A 14886-nucleotide genomic window follows, 5' to 3' on the forward strand; every position below is an offset into this window, starting at 1 on the left:
ATTCGGAACATTGTATTTGGTGGCGTCATTCAGATATGCTAAACTAGTAGGACATCTTACCGGGATTCCTTTTTCTGCATGCTGTGGGAGAAAGGAGGAAGGGCAGTGGAAGTTATGAAGGCAGCAAAATATCTATCAGGCATGCTATCCGTTACGGTGGCGTTTCTGTTGCTGGCGGGCCAAGGCGCGCTTGCGGCCTCCACCACGAATGACAGATACATCGGGAACCAGACCCATCTGCGGCAGATCAAAGCGGACAAGGCTTGGAGTATGGTGAACAGCAACTCTTCCACGGTTATTGCCGTCTTGGATACAGGGGTGGATTTGGACCATCCCGATTTGAAAGGCAACCTGCTGCCGGGTGTGAACCTCGTGCATCCGGGAAGGCCGCCGGAGGACGACAACGGTCACGGAACGGAAGTGGCGGGCATTTTGGCGGCAAAAGGGAACAATGGGATTGGCGTTTCCGGGGTGCTGTGGAATGCGAGAATCCTGCCAATCAAGGTATTGGACGAAGACGCGATCGCGGACGTAGATACCGTAGCGAGAGGGATTCATGTCGCTCTGGACAGGGGGGCCAAAGTCATCCTCATGTCTGTCAGCAGCCTGTCCTATACCAGGTCGCTGGAGGAAGCCGTGCGGCGGGCAGAGGCGAGCGGGGCGGTCTTGATTGCCGCCTCGGGGAACGAAGGGAACCGTGTTGCCTATCCGGCTGCTTACCCGACGGTCATTGCCGTGGGAGCTGTTGGGCCGAACAACGAGCCGCTGTATCAGTCCAATTTCGGGCCGGAACTGAACCTGGTGGCACCGGGCCGCAGCATTTACACGACCAAGATGGGCGGAAGATACGGTGCCATGTCCGGGACTTCGGCAGCCGCGCCTCAGGTAGCGGGTGCAGCCGCGCTCATGCTGGCGCGCAATCCGCGCATGACTCCTCTGGAGGTTCGGCAGCTGCTGTATCAGACGGCCAACGATCTGGGACAACCGGGATGGGATCGAAAAACCGGATATGGAATACTGGACGTGAGCCGCGCTGTACGCACCCATCCCTCGATTGATTTCCATGAACCCAACAACAGCGTGGCCTCGGCAAAGCCGTTTCCGATCGAGTCCCAGCTTCGGGCGCAGTTGACACCGTCCGATACGATCGACTGGTACTACATGGACATCCCGTACGACGGAAAAGTCACGTTTACCGCTTCGATTACGTCCCGCTTGGGCTCTCCCATGGCCGCTACGTTTTATCCCGAAAACCGCTCGCCGGTTACCTATTACATCGGGAACGGAGACAATTTGACCATCCCGGTCAAGACAGGACGCATGGAGATCAAGCTGGAGCGGAGCGGGGGAGTCGCCTCGTTCACGTATCTGTTGACCAGCAAATTCACCATCAACCCGGACCGCTATGAGCGAAACAATGACATGCAGACGGCGAGACCGCTGGTCGGCAATCAGATCAACGTGACGGGCAACTTTCATGAAGCGGGGGACGAGGACTGGTTCTCCTACTACGTACGGGAGCAGGGAAGGCTCAACGTATCCGTGACGGCCGATACCAAGCGCATTGATCTGAAACTGCAAATGGGCAAGCAAACAGGAAACCAGTTAAGCTGGGATCAGCCGTACGATGACGGCACCCGCAACGACCCGACGGAGCGGGCGGTCAAAGAGGTAACCCCCGGCAAGTACTATATACGTCTGACCGAATATTATCGGAACGCCGTGAACGCAGAGTACCAGCTGAACGTCAGTTATACGCCGGTGCGCAAGGACACAAATGAACCGAACGACAACTATCGTCAGGCTTCCCGCCTTGCGAGCGGTTACCTGATGACCGGAACGCTCCCGTCGAGAAGCGATTACGACTGGTTCCAATTTGATGTCGATTCGGAATCGTATGTCAGCGTTCGCGCTCCCTTTGTTCCGGTGGCTTCCGGGGTCAACATCGCCTTGTACGGGGGAGGCACCTTCAACTATGCGCTTGCCTCCGAAAACGAAGTGGCAGAGCTGTCCGATCAGGGAAAAGGGATTTTCGGTCTGCGGTTGCGTCCGGGCAGGTATTATATCCGCTTGAACAGCATCGTGCCGTTCAAATACGATGCGTATCGACTTACGCTTTCCAAGGAGCGGCTCATTGACGGCTACCGTGACATTGCCTACCATTGGGCTCGCTCTGACATTGCCCGCCTGAGCCAGAAGAGCGTGGTGAAAGGTTTTCCGGACGCAACCTTCAAGCCGAACCAGCCCGTTACCCGGGCGCAATTTGCCACCATGCTGATCCAGGCCATGCGCGCCAAAGGTATTTCCATTCAGGCGTACACGGGGAAAAATCCGTTTTACGATCTCTCCCGATCGCATTGGGCGTACAACGAAGTCGCGCAGGCGTACCGCTTGGGCATCCTGCAGGGTTACCCCAACAAGACGATCAAGCCGAACCAGGCGATCACTCGGGCGGAAATGGCCCTGATGGTGGCTCGCGCACAAAACGCGCTGCTGTATAAACGAAGCACTTCCTCGTATCGCGACGTACCTGTCACCCACTGGGCATCCCCGGCGATCGAAGCCCTCACCTCGCGCCGCTGGTTGAACGGGTATGGCAGCACGTTCCGCCCGCAAGGCTACGCGACCCGCGCCGAAGTGGTCGTCTTGCTGGCAAAGGCCTATAAATTGTAGGAGTGAAGGAGGACAACCAGTGATGAAAAAAACGACAAAAGGAATGCTTGCTGCTGCTGTGGCTGGAGTGGCCATTTTCGCTACACAGGCTTGGGCCGACGGGGGGGTCTCCGGCGTTCCCGGCTCTGTTGACGATCCGGTTGTAACCAAAAGCTACGTGGATCAACAAATCCAGCAAGCGCTGGCAAATGCGGGAGGCACAAGCACGCTGACCGTGGTGGAATTGAACAAGGGACAGACCTTGTACGGCTTTGAAGGCACCGAGTTTATCGTCCGTACCGGCCAGGTAGTCTCTGTTGCCGGAAACAAAGGGGACGGGCTGACCGACATCACTGCGGGAGCCGATCTTCGCGCCGGAGCTCCTGTCGCGCACAATCATCTGCTGCTGATCGCCCGTTCCGACAACCGCGGGCTGCGGCTTGATTCAAAGTACAAGGGCATCGCGCACGTAATGGTGCGAGGAAAGTACGAATTGCGTTAAATCGTTGTTGACACGACATAGAAAAAGAATTATTCTATTATGCGTAATGGATACTCTTATCCAGAGCAGGCGGAGGGACTGGCCCGATGAAGCCCGGCAACCGACTTGAAGCGGTGCTAACCAGCAGAACGGAGAACTGTTCTGGCCGATAAGAGGTTAGGGAACGCATACAAAAGGCACCTTTTCCTCAAACGGGAAAAGGTTTTTTTTTGCTTGTTAAAAACCCGCTTCGGCACCCACACTATCTGTATGGAGGATAAAGGAGGTAGTTTTCACCATGGCTTTGCAAAAAGGTCGTCGACTCTTCACTTCTGAATCTGTTACCGAAGGTCATCCGGACAAGATTTGTGACCAAATCTCCGACGCTGTTCTGGATGCGATTCTGGCAAAAGACCCAAATGCCCGCGTAGCGTGCGAAACATCCGTTACCACCGGTCTCGTGCTCGTTGCGGGTGAAATCACCACCAACACATACGTAGACATTCAAAAGCTGGTGCGCGATACCATTCGTGAAATCGGTTACGATCGCGCCAAGTTCGGTTTTGACGCCGATACTTGCGGGGTAATCACGGCGATCGGCGAGCAATCTGCCGACATCGCTCTGGGTGTGGACCAGGCACTCGAAGCGCGCGAAGGCCAAATGACGGACGAAGAAATCGAAGCAATCGGTGCCGGTGACCAAGGTCTCATGTTCGGCTTCGCTTGCAACGAGACTCCTGAACTGATGCCGCTGCCGATCAGCATGGCGCATCAACTGGCTCGCCGCCTGACCGAAGTTCGCAAAAACGGCACGCTGGAGTATCTCCGCCCGGACGGAAAAACGCAAGTAACCGTTGAATACGACGGAGACAAGCCGGTTCGCATCGATACCATCGTGATTTCCACCCAACACGCTCCGGAAGCAAGTCTGGAACAAATCAAGAAAGACTTGATGGAGCAGGTGATCAAACCGGTCGTTCCAGCTCAATTCCTGGACGATCAAACCAAATACTTCATCAACCCGACCGGCCGTTTCGTAATCGGCGGTCCTCAAGGCGACGCCGGCTTGACTGGCCGCAAAATCATCGTTGACACCTACGGCGGCTATGCCCGTCACGGCGGCGGTGCTTTCTCCGGGAAAGACCCGACGAAAGTGGACCGTTCCGGCGCATATGCAGCCCGCTATGTTGCGAAAAACATCGTGGCTGCCGGTCTTGCCGACAAGTGCGAAGTGCAAGTCGCTTACGCAATCGGTGTGGCACAGCCGGTATCCATCAGTGTCGATACGTTCGGCACCGGCAAAATCTCCGAAGAGGACCTGGTGAAACTGGTACGCAAGCACTTCGATCTGCGTCCGGCAGGCATCATCAAGCAACTTGACCTGCGCCGTCCGATTTACAAGCAAACCGCTGCATACGGTCACTTCGGCCGCAACGACCTGAACGTTCCATGGGAGCGCACAGACAAGGCGGAAGACCTGAAAAAAGACGCTGCAGAATTGGCGAAGTAAACAGAAGAGCGAGAAAGCCTAGTGACCAACCACTAGGCTTTTTTTGTGCAGCCACTAGGATCGTGTTCGGGACCCCAGCCGACACCGGAAAGGGACCCCACTCGGCACAGCGGTAGTTTTCGCCGAGTGGGTAAAGCCTAGCTTAAGTCGGCTGGGATTCTTGCTGTAAGATTTTGTAATGGAATTACATACATAAAGGATTTTGTGCCATGCTGTCGAAATGGTAAAGAAGAGGTTTAGGAGGGATTTCCTTGCAGAAGAGACGACTGTTCCTCCTGGTGTTTTTGTTTTCGTTTGCGCTGGTTGTGAGCGGCGGACTGCTGGCAGGGAAGATATTTCCGCAAAAAAATGCGTCGGAAGTGCAACATTTTCCCCGGGTCCCTACGTCTATAAGCACAAGCGAGTTGGGGCCTGCTAATCCAAACGTCACACCGCCGCCAAAATCAGACAAAAGGAAACAAGTCTGGTATAAAAATCAGGTTGTCGTCTTGACGTATCATCACGTAACAGATCAAACAGATCAGCGTTATGTCATCGCTCCCGATCAATTTGCGGAACATATGGCTTTCCTTTATGAAAACGATCTGCATCCCATTTCGCTCTCAGAGTTTTTGCGTTTCGTGTCTGCCGGCGTTTTACCGACAGAAAACGCCGTGCTCATCACCTTTGATGACGGTTACGAGAGCTATTACACGAAAGCGTTTCCCGTGTTGCAGCAGTTTCACTTTCCTTCCGTGAATTTTTTGATCACCGGCCGTTTGCGTGATACAGTAGAGCGGAAGCGGGAAAACATGACCACTCCGCTGAGCGTTCAGCAGGTGAAGGAAATGCTGGCTTCGGGATTGGTTGAGTTTGGCTCCCATACGTACAGTCTGCATGAACAGGCGACGAAAAACGAATGGGGGGAGCTTGGCCCGCAAACTGCCCCTGTTTATCTGGAAGATTTGGAGCGACTGGAAGACGATCAGGGATACCGCGACCGGCTATACGTGGACTTTACGATGTCGCGTGTAGGCATCTCGGATCTGATCGGGCGCCCGATCGACACCATCTCCCTGCCGTTCGGGTATGGCAACGAGATCGTGCTGCAAATGGCGCAGCAGGCAGGATATCACTACGTTTTCAATTCCAAGCCCGGGGTCGTTCGAGCTGATGTGAATCCGCTGGCGATTCCCCGTTTTGATGTAGGGTTGCGCGAAATCGATGTATCGAAACTCCATCAATTGTTCACGAAAGCGAAAAACGAGTTTGAAGGAGAGCAATCATGAACAAAGAGATTAACATCGGCATGCTGGATGGAGTGATCAAGCGGACGATACAAACCGTAGAAGCAAGTAAAACTCAAATCTTTAATATAGCGGAAAGTGCCCGTCAGGAAGGCAATGCGATGAAGCTGGAGCTTCACGAACTGCGCCAGGAAATCGAGAAAGTGATCAAGCAGGTGGACATCCTCGAGATCAGCTATCGCAAGGCGCGGAATCGATTGGCCGTGGTCAGCCGCAACTTCGATACCTACACGGAAGAAGACATCCGGCTTGCCTACGATGAAGCCAGCAAACTCCAGGTGGAGCTTTCCATCAACCGGGAGAGGGAAAACAACCTGAAACGACGGCGGAACGACCTGGAGCGCCGCTTGCGAAACCTGGAGGAGACGATTAGCCGCGCTGAGGGACTCATGACGCAGATGGGTGTCGTGTTGGGATACCTGACCGGCGATTTAAGCAAGGTTGGAGAAGCGCTGGAGACAGCGAAACAGCACCAGCTGATGGGGTTGAAAATTATCCAGGCGCAGGAGGAAGAACGGAAGCGGGTCGCCAGAGAAATTCACGACGGCCCGGCACAATCGATGGCAAACGTCGTTCTGCGCACAGAAATTGTGGAGAAGATGCTGAAAAACGAACGCATCCTGGAAGCGCAAATGGAACTCCACGAATTGAAAGAAATGGTTCGCATGAGCCTGGCGGAGGTTCGCCGAATTATCTTTGATCTTCGGCCCATGGCCCTGGACGACCTCGGTTTGGTGCCTACGCTCCAAAAATATATCCAAACCTTTGAGGAGCGCACCAAACAGACGGTTGACCTGGTTGTATTCGGCAAGGAACAGTCGCTGAAAAGCTCGGTAAAAGCGGCGATCTTCCGGCTGGTTCAAGAATGTTTGAACAATGTGGAAAAGCATGCAAACGCCAAAATCGTTCAAGTGAAGCTGGAGTTCCTGGATGAAAATCTGCATCTGGTTGTCAAAGACGATGGTGTTGGATTTGACATGAAAGACCGGGCTGCAAACGGGTCCTCTTTCGGACTGATGGGGATGAAGGAACGGACGCAGCTTTTGGAAGGGAGCATGGAAATTCAATCAACACTGGGACAAGGCACCAAGGTCATGTTCCAGATTCCGACCCGTATGTAAAGAGAGGAAGATCTGCAAGGAGGATGATGAAGCATGGAGAAAAGGCAGGAAGAGATCAGCATTGTGCTCATTGACGATCACCAGCTTTTCCGCGAAGGGGTAAAGCGGATTTTGGAGATGGAAAAAGACTTTCGGGTTGTCGGTGAAGGGGCCGATGGGGAAGATGCCTACCGTTTGGCGGAGCATCACAAGCCGGACGTGCTGTTGTTGGACATCAACATGCCAAACGTAAACGGCGTATCGGCGTCCGAACATGTGATTTCGGTCAGTCCGAAAACCCGCGTGATCATTTTGTCCATCCACGACGATGAAGGGTACGTATACCGGACGCTTCGCTCCGGTGCATCCGGCTACCTGCTGAAGGAAATGGGGACAAGCGATCTGGTTGAGGCAGTGCGAGTGGTTGCTACCGGCGGTGCCTACATTCATCCGAAGGTGACAGGCAAGCTCATCGAAGAGTTTCGCCGGTTAAGCGAGCAAGAGGGAGCCTCCGAGCGCAGCCTGAGCGCTGATGATGCGCAATCGGTTGATCCGCGCCTCATTGAATCCCTGACCCGCCGTGAACGCGAGGTCCTGCAGTTGATGGCGGAAGGAAAAAGCAACCGGGCCATCGGAGAGTTTTTGTTCATTAGCGAAAAGACAGTGAAAAACCACGTCAGCAGCATTTTGCAGAAATTGAATGTGCAAGACCGTACCCAGGCTGTTGTCATCTCCATTAAAAACGGATGGGTGAAACTGTAACATCCGCTCAGGCCGCACCCTGAACGAGCCATCCGGCATACCCTGTTAACAGGAGGGGATATGACCGTGATAGAAGAATTGGTGGTGTGGATGCTGGCGGCATATGGCTGCTCCTCTCTCTTGGTGACCTTGTTAAACAGATTGGCTGATCAAGCAATTGTGCGTGCCGGTGAGCCCCATTTACATTATGAGGTTTTGCTGTACAACTCGGAACACTGTTTGGAGGGCACGGTTCGGCGTTTGATGAGTCGGTCTGTCCTGCAGGGCAGGCCTATCCAAATTTCGTTCGTTGATTTTGGATCCACCGATGACACCTTAAAAATAACAACTGTGTTCGAGCGGAAGCAGCATGAGTTTGCAGGAGACGGCAAACCGGATACAATAGCCCCGCCCATCACGATTGACCTTCGTAGGTCCAAAGAGCAGGAGAGCCGAATGTAGCTCTCCTTTTCTGTTTGATGGGGAAAAAATTTTGCGCGATCCCCAGTCTTTTTGCAGACTGAAAGCAAACAAGCCTCTTGGGGCAGGAGGTCAGGTTCGCGTGAGAGAGTACATGCTGTATGTAAAAGTGGAAAATCAGGCACCACAGACGTACATAACGCCTTGTTTTGAAGTGGATCAGGTCTTTTGGAAGGAACGCGAGGGCTGCCGGTTGTATGTGATCGGAAAAAGCCCGTCGCTCGCCATGGCCTTTTATCTGCGCGGCCAGTTGAACGAACGTTTGAAGGGACAGCCTGTCGACGAAGCATCAGTAGAGGGGCTTCGCCGGCTGGCGCATGATTGTGTGCGGGAAGCGAATGGACTGTACGGACGGGAAACAAAGGAGCTGCCTCCATTCCGTTTACAACCGGCGGCTTCTGCTGCGGCGGCGTGGGAGCCGGGGGAAGACTGGCAGAGGCGAGTGGAGCTTCTTGCGAGGTTGCTAAGCGGTCGAGCGCTGCTTTGGGAAGAGGCGGAATCGCTGCTGCAGAAGCATGGTGCTTGTCACGGAGACATTGTCTCTCCACTGCAATGGCTGGCGCTGCGCGGAGACCTTGTCTGGCTGCCGGGCATACAGCTGGACGTGCACAGGGGGTGGTGGAAGCATCGGTTGCACATGACCTGCCGACGCTGCGGAAGCGAAGATGCGATTCTGTTGACCGTGTGTCACTCTTGCGGACAAGGCTGTGCCTACTGTCACGCCTGCCTAGGGATGGGCAGGAGCAAATGCTGTACGCCGTATCTGTGCATGCCCGCCAAGCCTGCGCTGCGTGAGCAGGTCGCCTCTCCCTTGCGCTGGAGCGGCACGTATTCGCCGCTGCAGGCTGAGGCGGCTGAGCGGGCCCGTCAGTTTGTCAGCCGAAACGAGGCGGCTTTGTCCGCCTTTCTCATCTGGGCCGTCTGCGGCGCGGGCAAGACGGAACTCATCTTTCCTGCCATGGAGGAGATGCTGGGCGCAGGAGGACAGGTATTGATCGCCACTCCTCGCAAGGACGTGGTGCTGGAGCTTGCGCCTCGCCTGCAAAAAGCGTTTCCGGTGAACCGCGTCATCGCCGTGCACGGTTCCAGTCCGGACAAGTGGGAGGAGGGAGACATTTTTATTGCCACCACCCATCAGGTGATGCGGTACTACCGGAAGTTTCCGCTGGTGGTGGTCGACGAAGTGGATGCGTTTCCGTTTCACAACAATAAAGCCCTTTATCACGCTGTTGCCCGGGCGGTTATGGCGGAGGGGAAGCTGCTTTACCTGAGCGCGACGCCCCCGCGCTACCTGCAAAAAACGCTGGTATCGCGGAGCTTAATAAATCCGTCGCTTCATTCTAATACCCATGTCCTGCTGCCAAAGCGGTATCACGGACATCCGCTGCCGGTCCCCAAGGCAGTCGTCACCCGGAAGCCCGTGCCTCGCCTGCTGGATTTGATCCGCACTTCGTTTCAGCGGGAGCGGCAGGTGTTTGTTTTCGTGCCTCGGGTGGAGGACGTGGCTCGCGTTCTTGCCGATATAAAAAGGTGGCTGCCCGAACACGCAAAAGCCATGGAAGGGGTTCATGCCGCCGATCCGGGTCGGGAGCAGAAAGTTCTTCGATTTCGGGAAAAGCGATCCCGTTTGCTGGTGACCACCACCATTCTGGAGCGGGGGGTAACCATTCCGCGCAGTGACGTCGCCGTTTTGGGTGCCGACGCCCCCGTTTTTGACGAGGCGTCACTGGTGCAGATCGCGGGACGGGTGGGTCGATCCGCTGATGCTCCGGGAGGGACCGTCCTGTTTTTGATGCAACATCGTGCCCATGCCCCGTATGCAGCGATTCGCCAGATCAAAACCATGAATGCCTTGGCTGGACGCATCAAGGAGGGGGCTGAAGATGCCGGTTGACGTCTGTATGGCCTGTGGTCAACACCTTGGCTCCGTGAACCGGGAGCGTGTCATCCGTCTTATCGCCAAGCGATTGTCGCAGCCGTCCACTTATCCGGTCGTTTTTCGATGCGCGGAACAGCTCCGCCTTTGCGGGAGATGCCTGGAACAACTTCCGTTGATCGGAGAGGTCATCTGTTCCAGCTGCGGCCGGGCTCTTTTGACTCCTTCCCGATGCGGAGACTGTCAAGCAGTCGCCGGGGATCCCCTCTCAGCGAACCGCAGCCTGCTTCTCTACAATGAATGGGGAAAACAGCTGCTGGGCCGCTTTAAATACAGAGGAGACGAACGGCTGGCTGAGTTTTTCGCACGCTTGTTGGCGGTGGCCTATTATCGGTATTACTACGGTCAACGGATTCAACTGATTACGTACGTTCCCCTTCACCCGGTGAGACTGACGGAGCGGGGATTTAACCAGGTGGAGCTGGTTGCCGTGAGACTCGGCAGGATTCTCCGGCTACCTGTTCGACCCTTGCTGACCCGCGTCAAACAGACGGACAAGCTAAGTCAGCAGACTGGGAGAGCTTCCCGCCGGGAGAGCATGAGAGGAGCATTCGCTTTCTCCCCGCCGCCCGATCCCATTCGCCCAACCCACATCGTCATCATCGACGATATTTACACCACCGGATCCACCCTGCGCTCCTGCGCAGCCGCCATCCAGGCAGCGCAACCTTGTCAAATTTATGGATTAACCATCTACCGATAGCCAATTTGTCCCATTTACGATATCATTAGGGAAAAGGTGATAAGTATCTTCGGCATAACGGGTAGATAAAGGAGTTGTTTCGATGGCTCTGGGAAAACTGGCAAACTGCACGAGGTGCGACACGTTGTTTTTAATGGCCACACGGGATATTTGTCAAAAATGCTACGTAGAAGTGGAACAGGAATATGAAAAGTGTGCAAGATTTTTGCGCAAACGCGAAAACCGCGGTTCCACCATCCATCAGGTAAGCGAAGCGACGGGCGTCACTGTCAAGCAGATTACCCGTTTCATCAAGGAAGGCCGGATTTCCATCGTGGACAATCCCCACATGGGCTATCCGTGCGAGAGCTGCGGGATCCTCATCCGCAGCGGCAATCTGTGCGACGCCTGCGCCGGAGGATTGAAGCGGGAGATCGTCCAGCAGCTCGATGTGGACAAGCGTCTGGCTGAAGAGCAGCGCCAGAAAAACGCAGCTGCATCGTATCGAAGCAAGACGAACCATGACGAATAGTTTTCAGCGGAAATAGCTAATCGTTTTTCTCATAATTGCCGATGATACTACTAAGACGTAGTATATCGGCTTATTTTTTATGCTGCACAAGCTTCGCCTCGCCACGGCTCGGCGGTCCACGCTTTTTTAGTGCGGTTTTGAGAGGATGGATATAAAAATGCGAATCAATGAACCCAATCGTACGGGAATGATCAATGCCTACAATAAGACGAACAAATTGCCTCTGAACAAGGGCACCAAAGCCTCGATGGGAAGAGACGAGGTGAAAATCTCCAACGAAGCGCTTGAAATGCTCAAGCAGGTGGAGGAAGCGGAAGCCCCGGCTCGCAAGGAGAAAGTAAATCAGCTCAAGCAGCAGATCGAGCAGGGAAAATACCACGTGCCCAGCGAGAAAATCGCGGAGAAGTTCCTTTCCTTTTGGAAAAAGCCCTAGGAAGGCCGGGTGAATCACCATGACGAAGCTTAAGGATTTGTACGGGATTCTCGACAACCTGCTCAACCTGCACCGGGCGCTCTATACCTTGGCCGTTCAGAAAAAGGACGTGCTGATCAAGAACGAAGTGGATGAACTGATCGCCATCACGCAGCAGGAGCAAAAGCTGATCAAAGCTGTCGGAGCCGCTGAAGCAGCCCGGATCGAAGCGGTCAAAGGAATCTGTACGGAGAAGGGCGTGCCCCTCAGCGAAGCTTCCCTGGCCGAGCTGATCAAGCTGACAACCGGTGCGGAAGAGAAGGCACGTCTCACAAACTATCGCAACGAATTGATCCGGATTGTATCCGAACTGCGCGAGGCCAACGATTTAAACCAGCAGTTGTTGGAACAATCCCTTTCTTTTGTCAACAAGTCGCTGGATTTGATCACGGACAACCCCGCGGACGACTTTATCTACTCCAACCCCGCCGCGGACGCCTACCGCAACCCCAAGCGGACTTTTTTCAACAAAAAAGCGTAAAGAGGTGCTACCATGCGCTCTACCTTTCACGGATTAGAAGTAAGCAAGCGCGGGCTGTTTGCCCAGCAAACTGCGCTCAACACCACTGGCCACAACATTTCCAACGCAAATACAGAGGGCTACACACGTCAGCGCGCCAATATGAAGGCGACCACGGGTCTTCCCTACCCAGGTCTGCACGCCAGCATTGAGCCGGGCCTGTTGGGAACGGGTGTAATGGTAACGGATCTCCAGCGTATCCGGGAAGACTTTCTCGATGTTCAGTTCCGAACCGAAAACAAGCACTTTGGATATTGGGAAGCACGTCGAGACGGCCTCGAAAAGATCGAAGTGATCATGAACGAGCCCTCCGATACCGGCCTGCAAAAAGTAATGGATGAACTGTGGAAGTCTTGGCAAGACTTGTCGAAAGAGCCGGAAAGCCTTTCGGCCCGTGCAGTCGTTCGGCAAAGAGCAATTGCCGTCGCTGAGACTTTTTCCGCGCTCACAACATCTTTGACTGAATTGCAAACCGATCTGGATAACGTTGTCAATGTAAAGGTCGTCGACATTAACTCCATTGCTCAGCAGATCGCGAACCTGAACCGTCAAATCGGCGACGTTGTCCCGCATGGGTACCAGCCGAACGATTTGTACGACCAGCGCGACGTGCTGCTGGACAAGCTGGCGAAGATGGCGGATATCAAGGTGACCAACGCTGCAAATGGCATGGTCAACGTCACCATTGACGGAAAAGAACTGGTCAACGGCCAAACCTCAGTGGCTATGGCTGCTGTGAAGAACCCTACAACCGGTTTTGTCGATATCACCTTGGGCGGAGAGGCGTTCATTCCGCAGTCCGGCAGCCTGCTCGGAACATTTGAAGCGCGTGGGGTGGCGACTGTCGATGCCAACGGCGTAGTCACCAGAACGGGGCTGGTACCAGACATGTTAAAACGTCTGGACACACTGGCAACGAATCTCGTAAAAGAGATCAATGATCTGCACCGTCAAGGCATGAACATGTTTGATATCGACAACCGGAAAAACAATCCGGGAGCACCGCTGCAGGACCTGCCGTTCTTTGTGGACGCCGACGCTGCTTCAGCAGATCCCAATACGAAAACGTACCCGACCAGCGCAGCGAAACTTACGATCAACCCTGCCATTATCGCCAGCCTGAACGCTATCGCTGCTGCGAAACCGGAAACGACTGGCGCATCAGCCGGAACCTCCTTCCAGGGCGATGGCCGCAACGCTTTGGATATTGCAGCAATCAAGTTTAAGACCTTGCAGATCGGTACGGGCGCAAACGGCCAACCGGAAACCTCCACCCTGGACGACTTCTATCGTTATTCTATCGCCCAGCTCGGTGTCGACAGCCAGGAGGCTCAACGGATGGAGAAGAACTCCGAGATCCTCGTCGGTCAAGTGGAGACTAACAGACAGTCTGTCTCCGGAGTCTCCCTCGACGAAGAGATGGCGGAAATGGTGAAATACCAACATGCGTATAACGCCTCGGCCCGTGTGATGACGAGCATGGACGAAGTACTCGACAAAATCATCAACGGAATGGGCCGCGTCGGTCTGTAATGCTACGTGGTAACTTGAAAGGAGCAGTCATATGCCAGTTCGCGTAACGCAAACAATGCTCAATAATAACATGATGCGAAACCTTTCCAACTCCATGGGCCGCATGGACAAGCTCCAGGAGCAGCTGTCTTCCGGCAAAAAAATTTCTCGTCCGTCCGATGATCCGGTTATCGCTACACGCGGCATGTATTATCGTACCTCTCTGATTGAAAATGAACAGTTTCAGCGAAATGTAGGGGAAGCGCAGTCGTGGTTGGAACTGTCGGATAAATCGCTTGATGAAGCCGGTTCTCTTCTGTCCCGAATTCGTGAATTATTGGTATATTCGGGAGACGGTGCATTGGAAAAAAGCTCCTTTCAGGCCATTGCGAAAGAGATTCGTCAATTAAAGGAGCACATGGGCAATATCGCCAACCAGACCGTTGGGTCGCGCTATATTTTCGCCGGAACGGATACGCAGAATCCCCCGTATGATTATGCTACGGGACAGTTCGTTAATACGAACAATCAGGAAATCCTGCTTGAACTGAATAAACGGATCTTGCTGCCAATCAACGTGAACCCTCAAACGGTGTTTAACTACAAGGGGCTGACAGGTACCGGCGACAATATCTTTCAGCTGCTGGACAAGATTGTGACTGATTTGGACAACGGACAATCAGCAACTGTCCACTTGGGAGCGTTGGACGATCAGATAGACAACTTTCTTGCCCAACGCGCTACGTTGGGAGCCAGAATTAACCGCTTGGAGCTTATTCAAGGACGTCTGGCAAATGAAGAACTTAACATAACGAAACTGATGTCAGACAATGAAGATGCCGATATGGCTCAAGTCATTACCAACCTGAAAACACAGGAAAACGTACATCGAGCGGCATTGGGAGCGGGTGCGCGTATTATTCAGCCAAGTTTGATCGACTTCCTGCGCTAATGAATCCTTACTTCAACAGGAGGTGCGGAC

Annotated in this window: 14 protein-coding genes and 1 riboswitch; all 14 genes read left to right on the forward strand. The window is 54.1% G+C overall.

The genetic code is table 11. The features are described 5' to 3' along the window. Nucleotides 1-114 precede the first annotated feature (114 nt). The 14 genes from ACE99V_RS03200 (at nucleotide 115) to flgL (ending at nucleotide 14856) form a co-directional block, all read left to right on the forward strand. Nucleotides 115-2673: a S8 family peptidase gene (locus ACE99V_RS03200; RefSeq protein ID WP_400489787.1), complete on the forward strand. Its 2559-nt coding sequence runs from the start codon at nucleotides 115-117 to the stop codon at nucleotides 2671-2673. 22 nt (nucleotides 2674-2695) lie between these two features. Then, nucleotides 2696-3154 (forward strand): hypothetical protein, encoded by a 459-nt coding sequence (locus tag ACE99V_RS03205; RefSeq protein ID WP_400489706.1) that lies wholly within the window; start codon nucleotides 2696-2698, stop codon nucleotides 3152-3154. A 53-nt stretch (nucleotides 3155-3207) separates the two neighbouring features. Continuing rightward, nucleotides 3208-3309, forward strand: a riboswitch (SAM riboswitch). Between the two features lie 128 nt (nucleotides 3310-3437). Continuing rightward, a complete protein-coding gene (gene metK, locus ACE99V_RS03210; RefSeq protein WP_400489788.1) occupies nucleotides 3438-4643 on the forward strand; it encodes a methionine adenosyltransferase in 1206 nt (401 codons plus the stop codon). A 251-nt stretch (nucleotides 4644-4894) separates the two neighbouring features. Further along, nucleotides 4895-5911 carry a polysaccharide deacetylase family protein gene (locus tag ACE99V_RS03215; protein ID WP_400489707.1) on the forward strand — a complete coding sequence of 339 codons (1017 nt, stop codon included), beginning with the start codon at nucleotides 4895-4897 and terminating at the stop codon, nucleotides 5909-5911. Continuing rightward, nucleotides 5908-7050 (forward strand): sensor histidine kinase, encoded by a 1143-nt coding sequence (locus tag ACE99V_RS03220; RefSeq protein ID WP_400489708.1) that lies wholly within the window; start codon nucleotides 5908-5910, stop codon nucleotides 7048-7050. Before ACE99V_RS03215 ends, ACE99V_RS03220 begins: the two co-directional genes overlap by 4 nt. 33 nt (nucleotides 7051-7083) lie before the next feature. Next, nucleotides 7084-7791 (forward strand): response regulator, encoded by a 708-nt coding sequence (locus tag ACE99V_RS03225; RefSeq protein ID WP_400489709.1) that lies wholly within the window; start codon nucleotides 7084-7086, stop codon nucleotides 7789-7791. 66 nt (nucleotides 7792-7857) lie between these two features. Then, nucleotides 7858-8232 (forward strand): glycosyltransferase family protein, encoded by a 375-nt coding sequence (locus ACE99V_RS03230; RefSeq protein ID WP_400489710.1) that lies wholly within the window; start codon nucleotides 7858-7860, stop codon nucleotides 8230-8232. Nucleotides 8233-8332: 100 nt separating this feature from the next. Further along, on the forward strand, nucleotides 8333-10144 hold the full coding sequence (locus ACE99V_RS03235; RefSeq protein ID WP_400489711.1) for an ATP-dependent helicase ComFA: 1812 nt from the start codon (nucleotides 8333-8335) through the stop codon (nucleotides 10142-10144). Continuing rightward, nucleotides 10134-10889, forward strand: a complete 756-nt coding sequence (locus ACE99V_RS03240; RefSeq protein ID WP_400489712.1) for a ComFC family protein — start codon at nucleotides 10134-10136, stop codon at nucleotides 10887-10889. Before ACE99V_RS03235 ends, ACE99V_RS03240 begins: the two co-directional genes overlap by 11 nt. An 82-nt stretch (nucleotides 10890-10971) precedes the next feature. Further along, a complete protein-coding gene (locus ACE99V_RS03245) occupies nucleotides 10972-11400 on the forward strand; it encodes a TIGR03826 family flagellar region protein (RefSeq protein WP_400489713.1) in 429 nt (142 codons plus the stop codon). A gap of 157 nt (nucleotides 11401-11557) precedes the next feature. Then, nucleotides 11558-11833, forward strand: coding sequence for a flagellar biosynthesis anti-sigma factor FlgM (gene flgM / locus ACE99V_RS03250; RefSeq protein ID WP_400489714.1), 276 nt, complete (start codon nucleotides 11558-11560; stop codon nucleotides 11831-11833). Nucleotides 11834-11852: 19 nt separating this feature from the next. Beyond that, the gene (locus ACE99V_RS03255) at nucleotides 11853-12353 is read left to right on the forward strand and encodes a flagellar protein FlgN (protein WP_400489715.1); all 501 of its coding nucleotides are present in this window, start codon (nucleotides 11853-11855) and stop codon (nucleotides 12351-12353) included. Nucleotides 12354-12365: 12 nt separating this feature from the next. Then, complete coding sequence (flgK, locus tag ACE99V_RS03260) at nucleotides 12366-13925, forward strand: flagellar hook-associated protein FlgK (RefSeq protein WP_400489716.1); 1560 nt, start codon at nucleotides 12366-12368, stop codon at nucleotides 13923-13925. 31 nt (nucleotides 13926-13956) lie between these two features. Beyond that, a complete protein-coding gene (gene flgL, locus ACE99V_RS03265) occupies nucleotides 13957-14856 on the forward strand; it encodes a flagellar hook-associated protein FlgL (protein ID WP_400489717.1) in 900 nt (299 codons plus the stop codon). Nucleotides 14857-14886 lie beyond the last annotated feature (30 nt).

This window comes from Brevibacillus soli, from assembly GCF_044759095.2.
GTDB lineage: Bacteria > Bacillota > Bacilli > Brevibacillales > Brevibacillaceae > JBIYSM02.

Coding starts and splice junctions, on each gene's coding strand:
- ACE99V_RS03240 (WP_400489712.1), top strand. CDS start 10,134: ATGCCGGTTGACGTCTGTATGGCCTGTGGTCAACACCTTGGCTCCGTG.
- flgL (WP_400489717.1), top strand. CDS start 13,957: ATGCCAGTTCGCGTAACGCAAACAATGCTCAATAATAACATGATGCGA.
- ACE99V_RS03245 (WP_400489713.1), top strand. CDS start 10,972: ATGGCTCTGGGAAAACTGGCAAACTGCACGAGGTGCGACACGTTGTTT.
- ACE99V_RS03205 (WP_400489706.1), top strand. CDS start 2,696: ATGAAAAAAACGACAAAAGGAATGCTTGCTGCTGCTGTGGCTGGAGTG.
- ACE99V_RS03255 (WP_400489715.1), top strand. CDS start 11,853: ATGACGAAGCTTAAGGATTTGTACGGGATTCTCGACAACCTGCTCAAC.
- ACE99V_RS03220 (WP_400489708.1), top strand. CDS start 5,908: ATGAACAAAGAGATTAACATCGGCATGCTGGATGGAGTGATCAAGCGG.
- flgK (WP_400489716.1), top strand. CDS start 12,366: ATGCGCTCTACCTTTCACGGATTAGAAGTAAGCAAGCGCGGGCTGTTT.
- flgM (WP_400489714.1), top strand. CDS start 11,558: ATGCGAATCAATGAACCCAATCGTACGGGAATGATCAATGCCTACAAT.
- ACE99V_RS03200 (WP_400489787.1), top strand. CDS start 115: ATGAAGGCAGCAAAATATCTATCAGGCATGCTATCCGTTACGGTGGCG.
- ACE99V_RS03225 (WP_400489709.1), top strand. CDS start 7,084: ATGGAGAAAAGGCAGGAAGAGATCAGCATTGTGCTCATTGACGATCAC.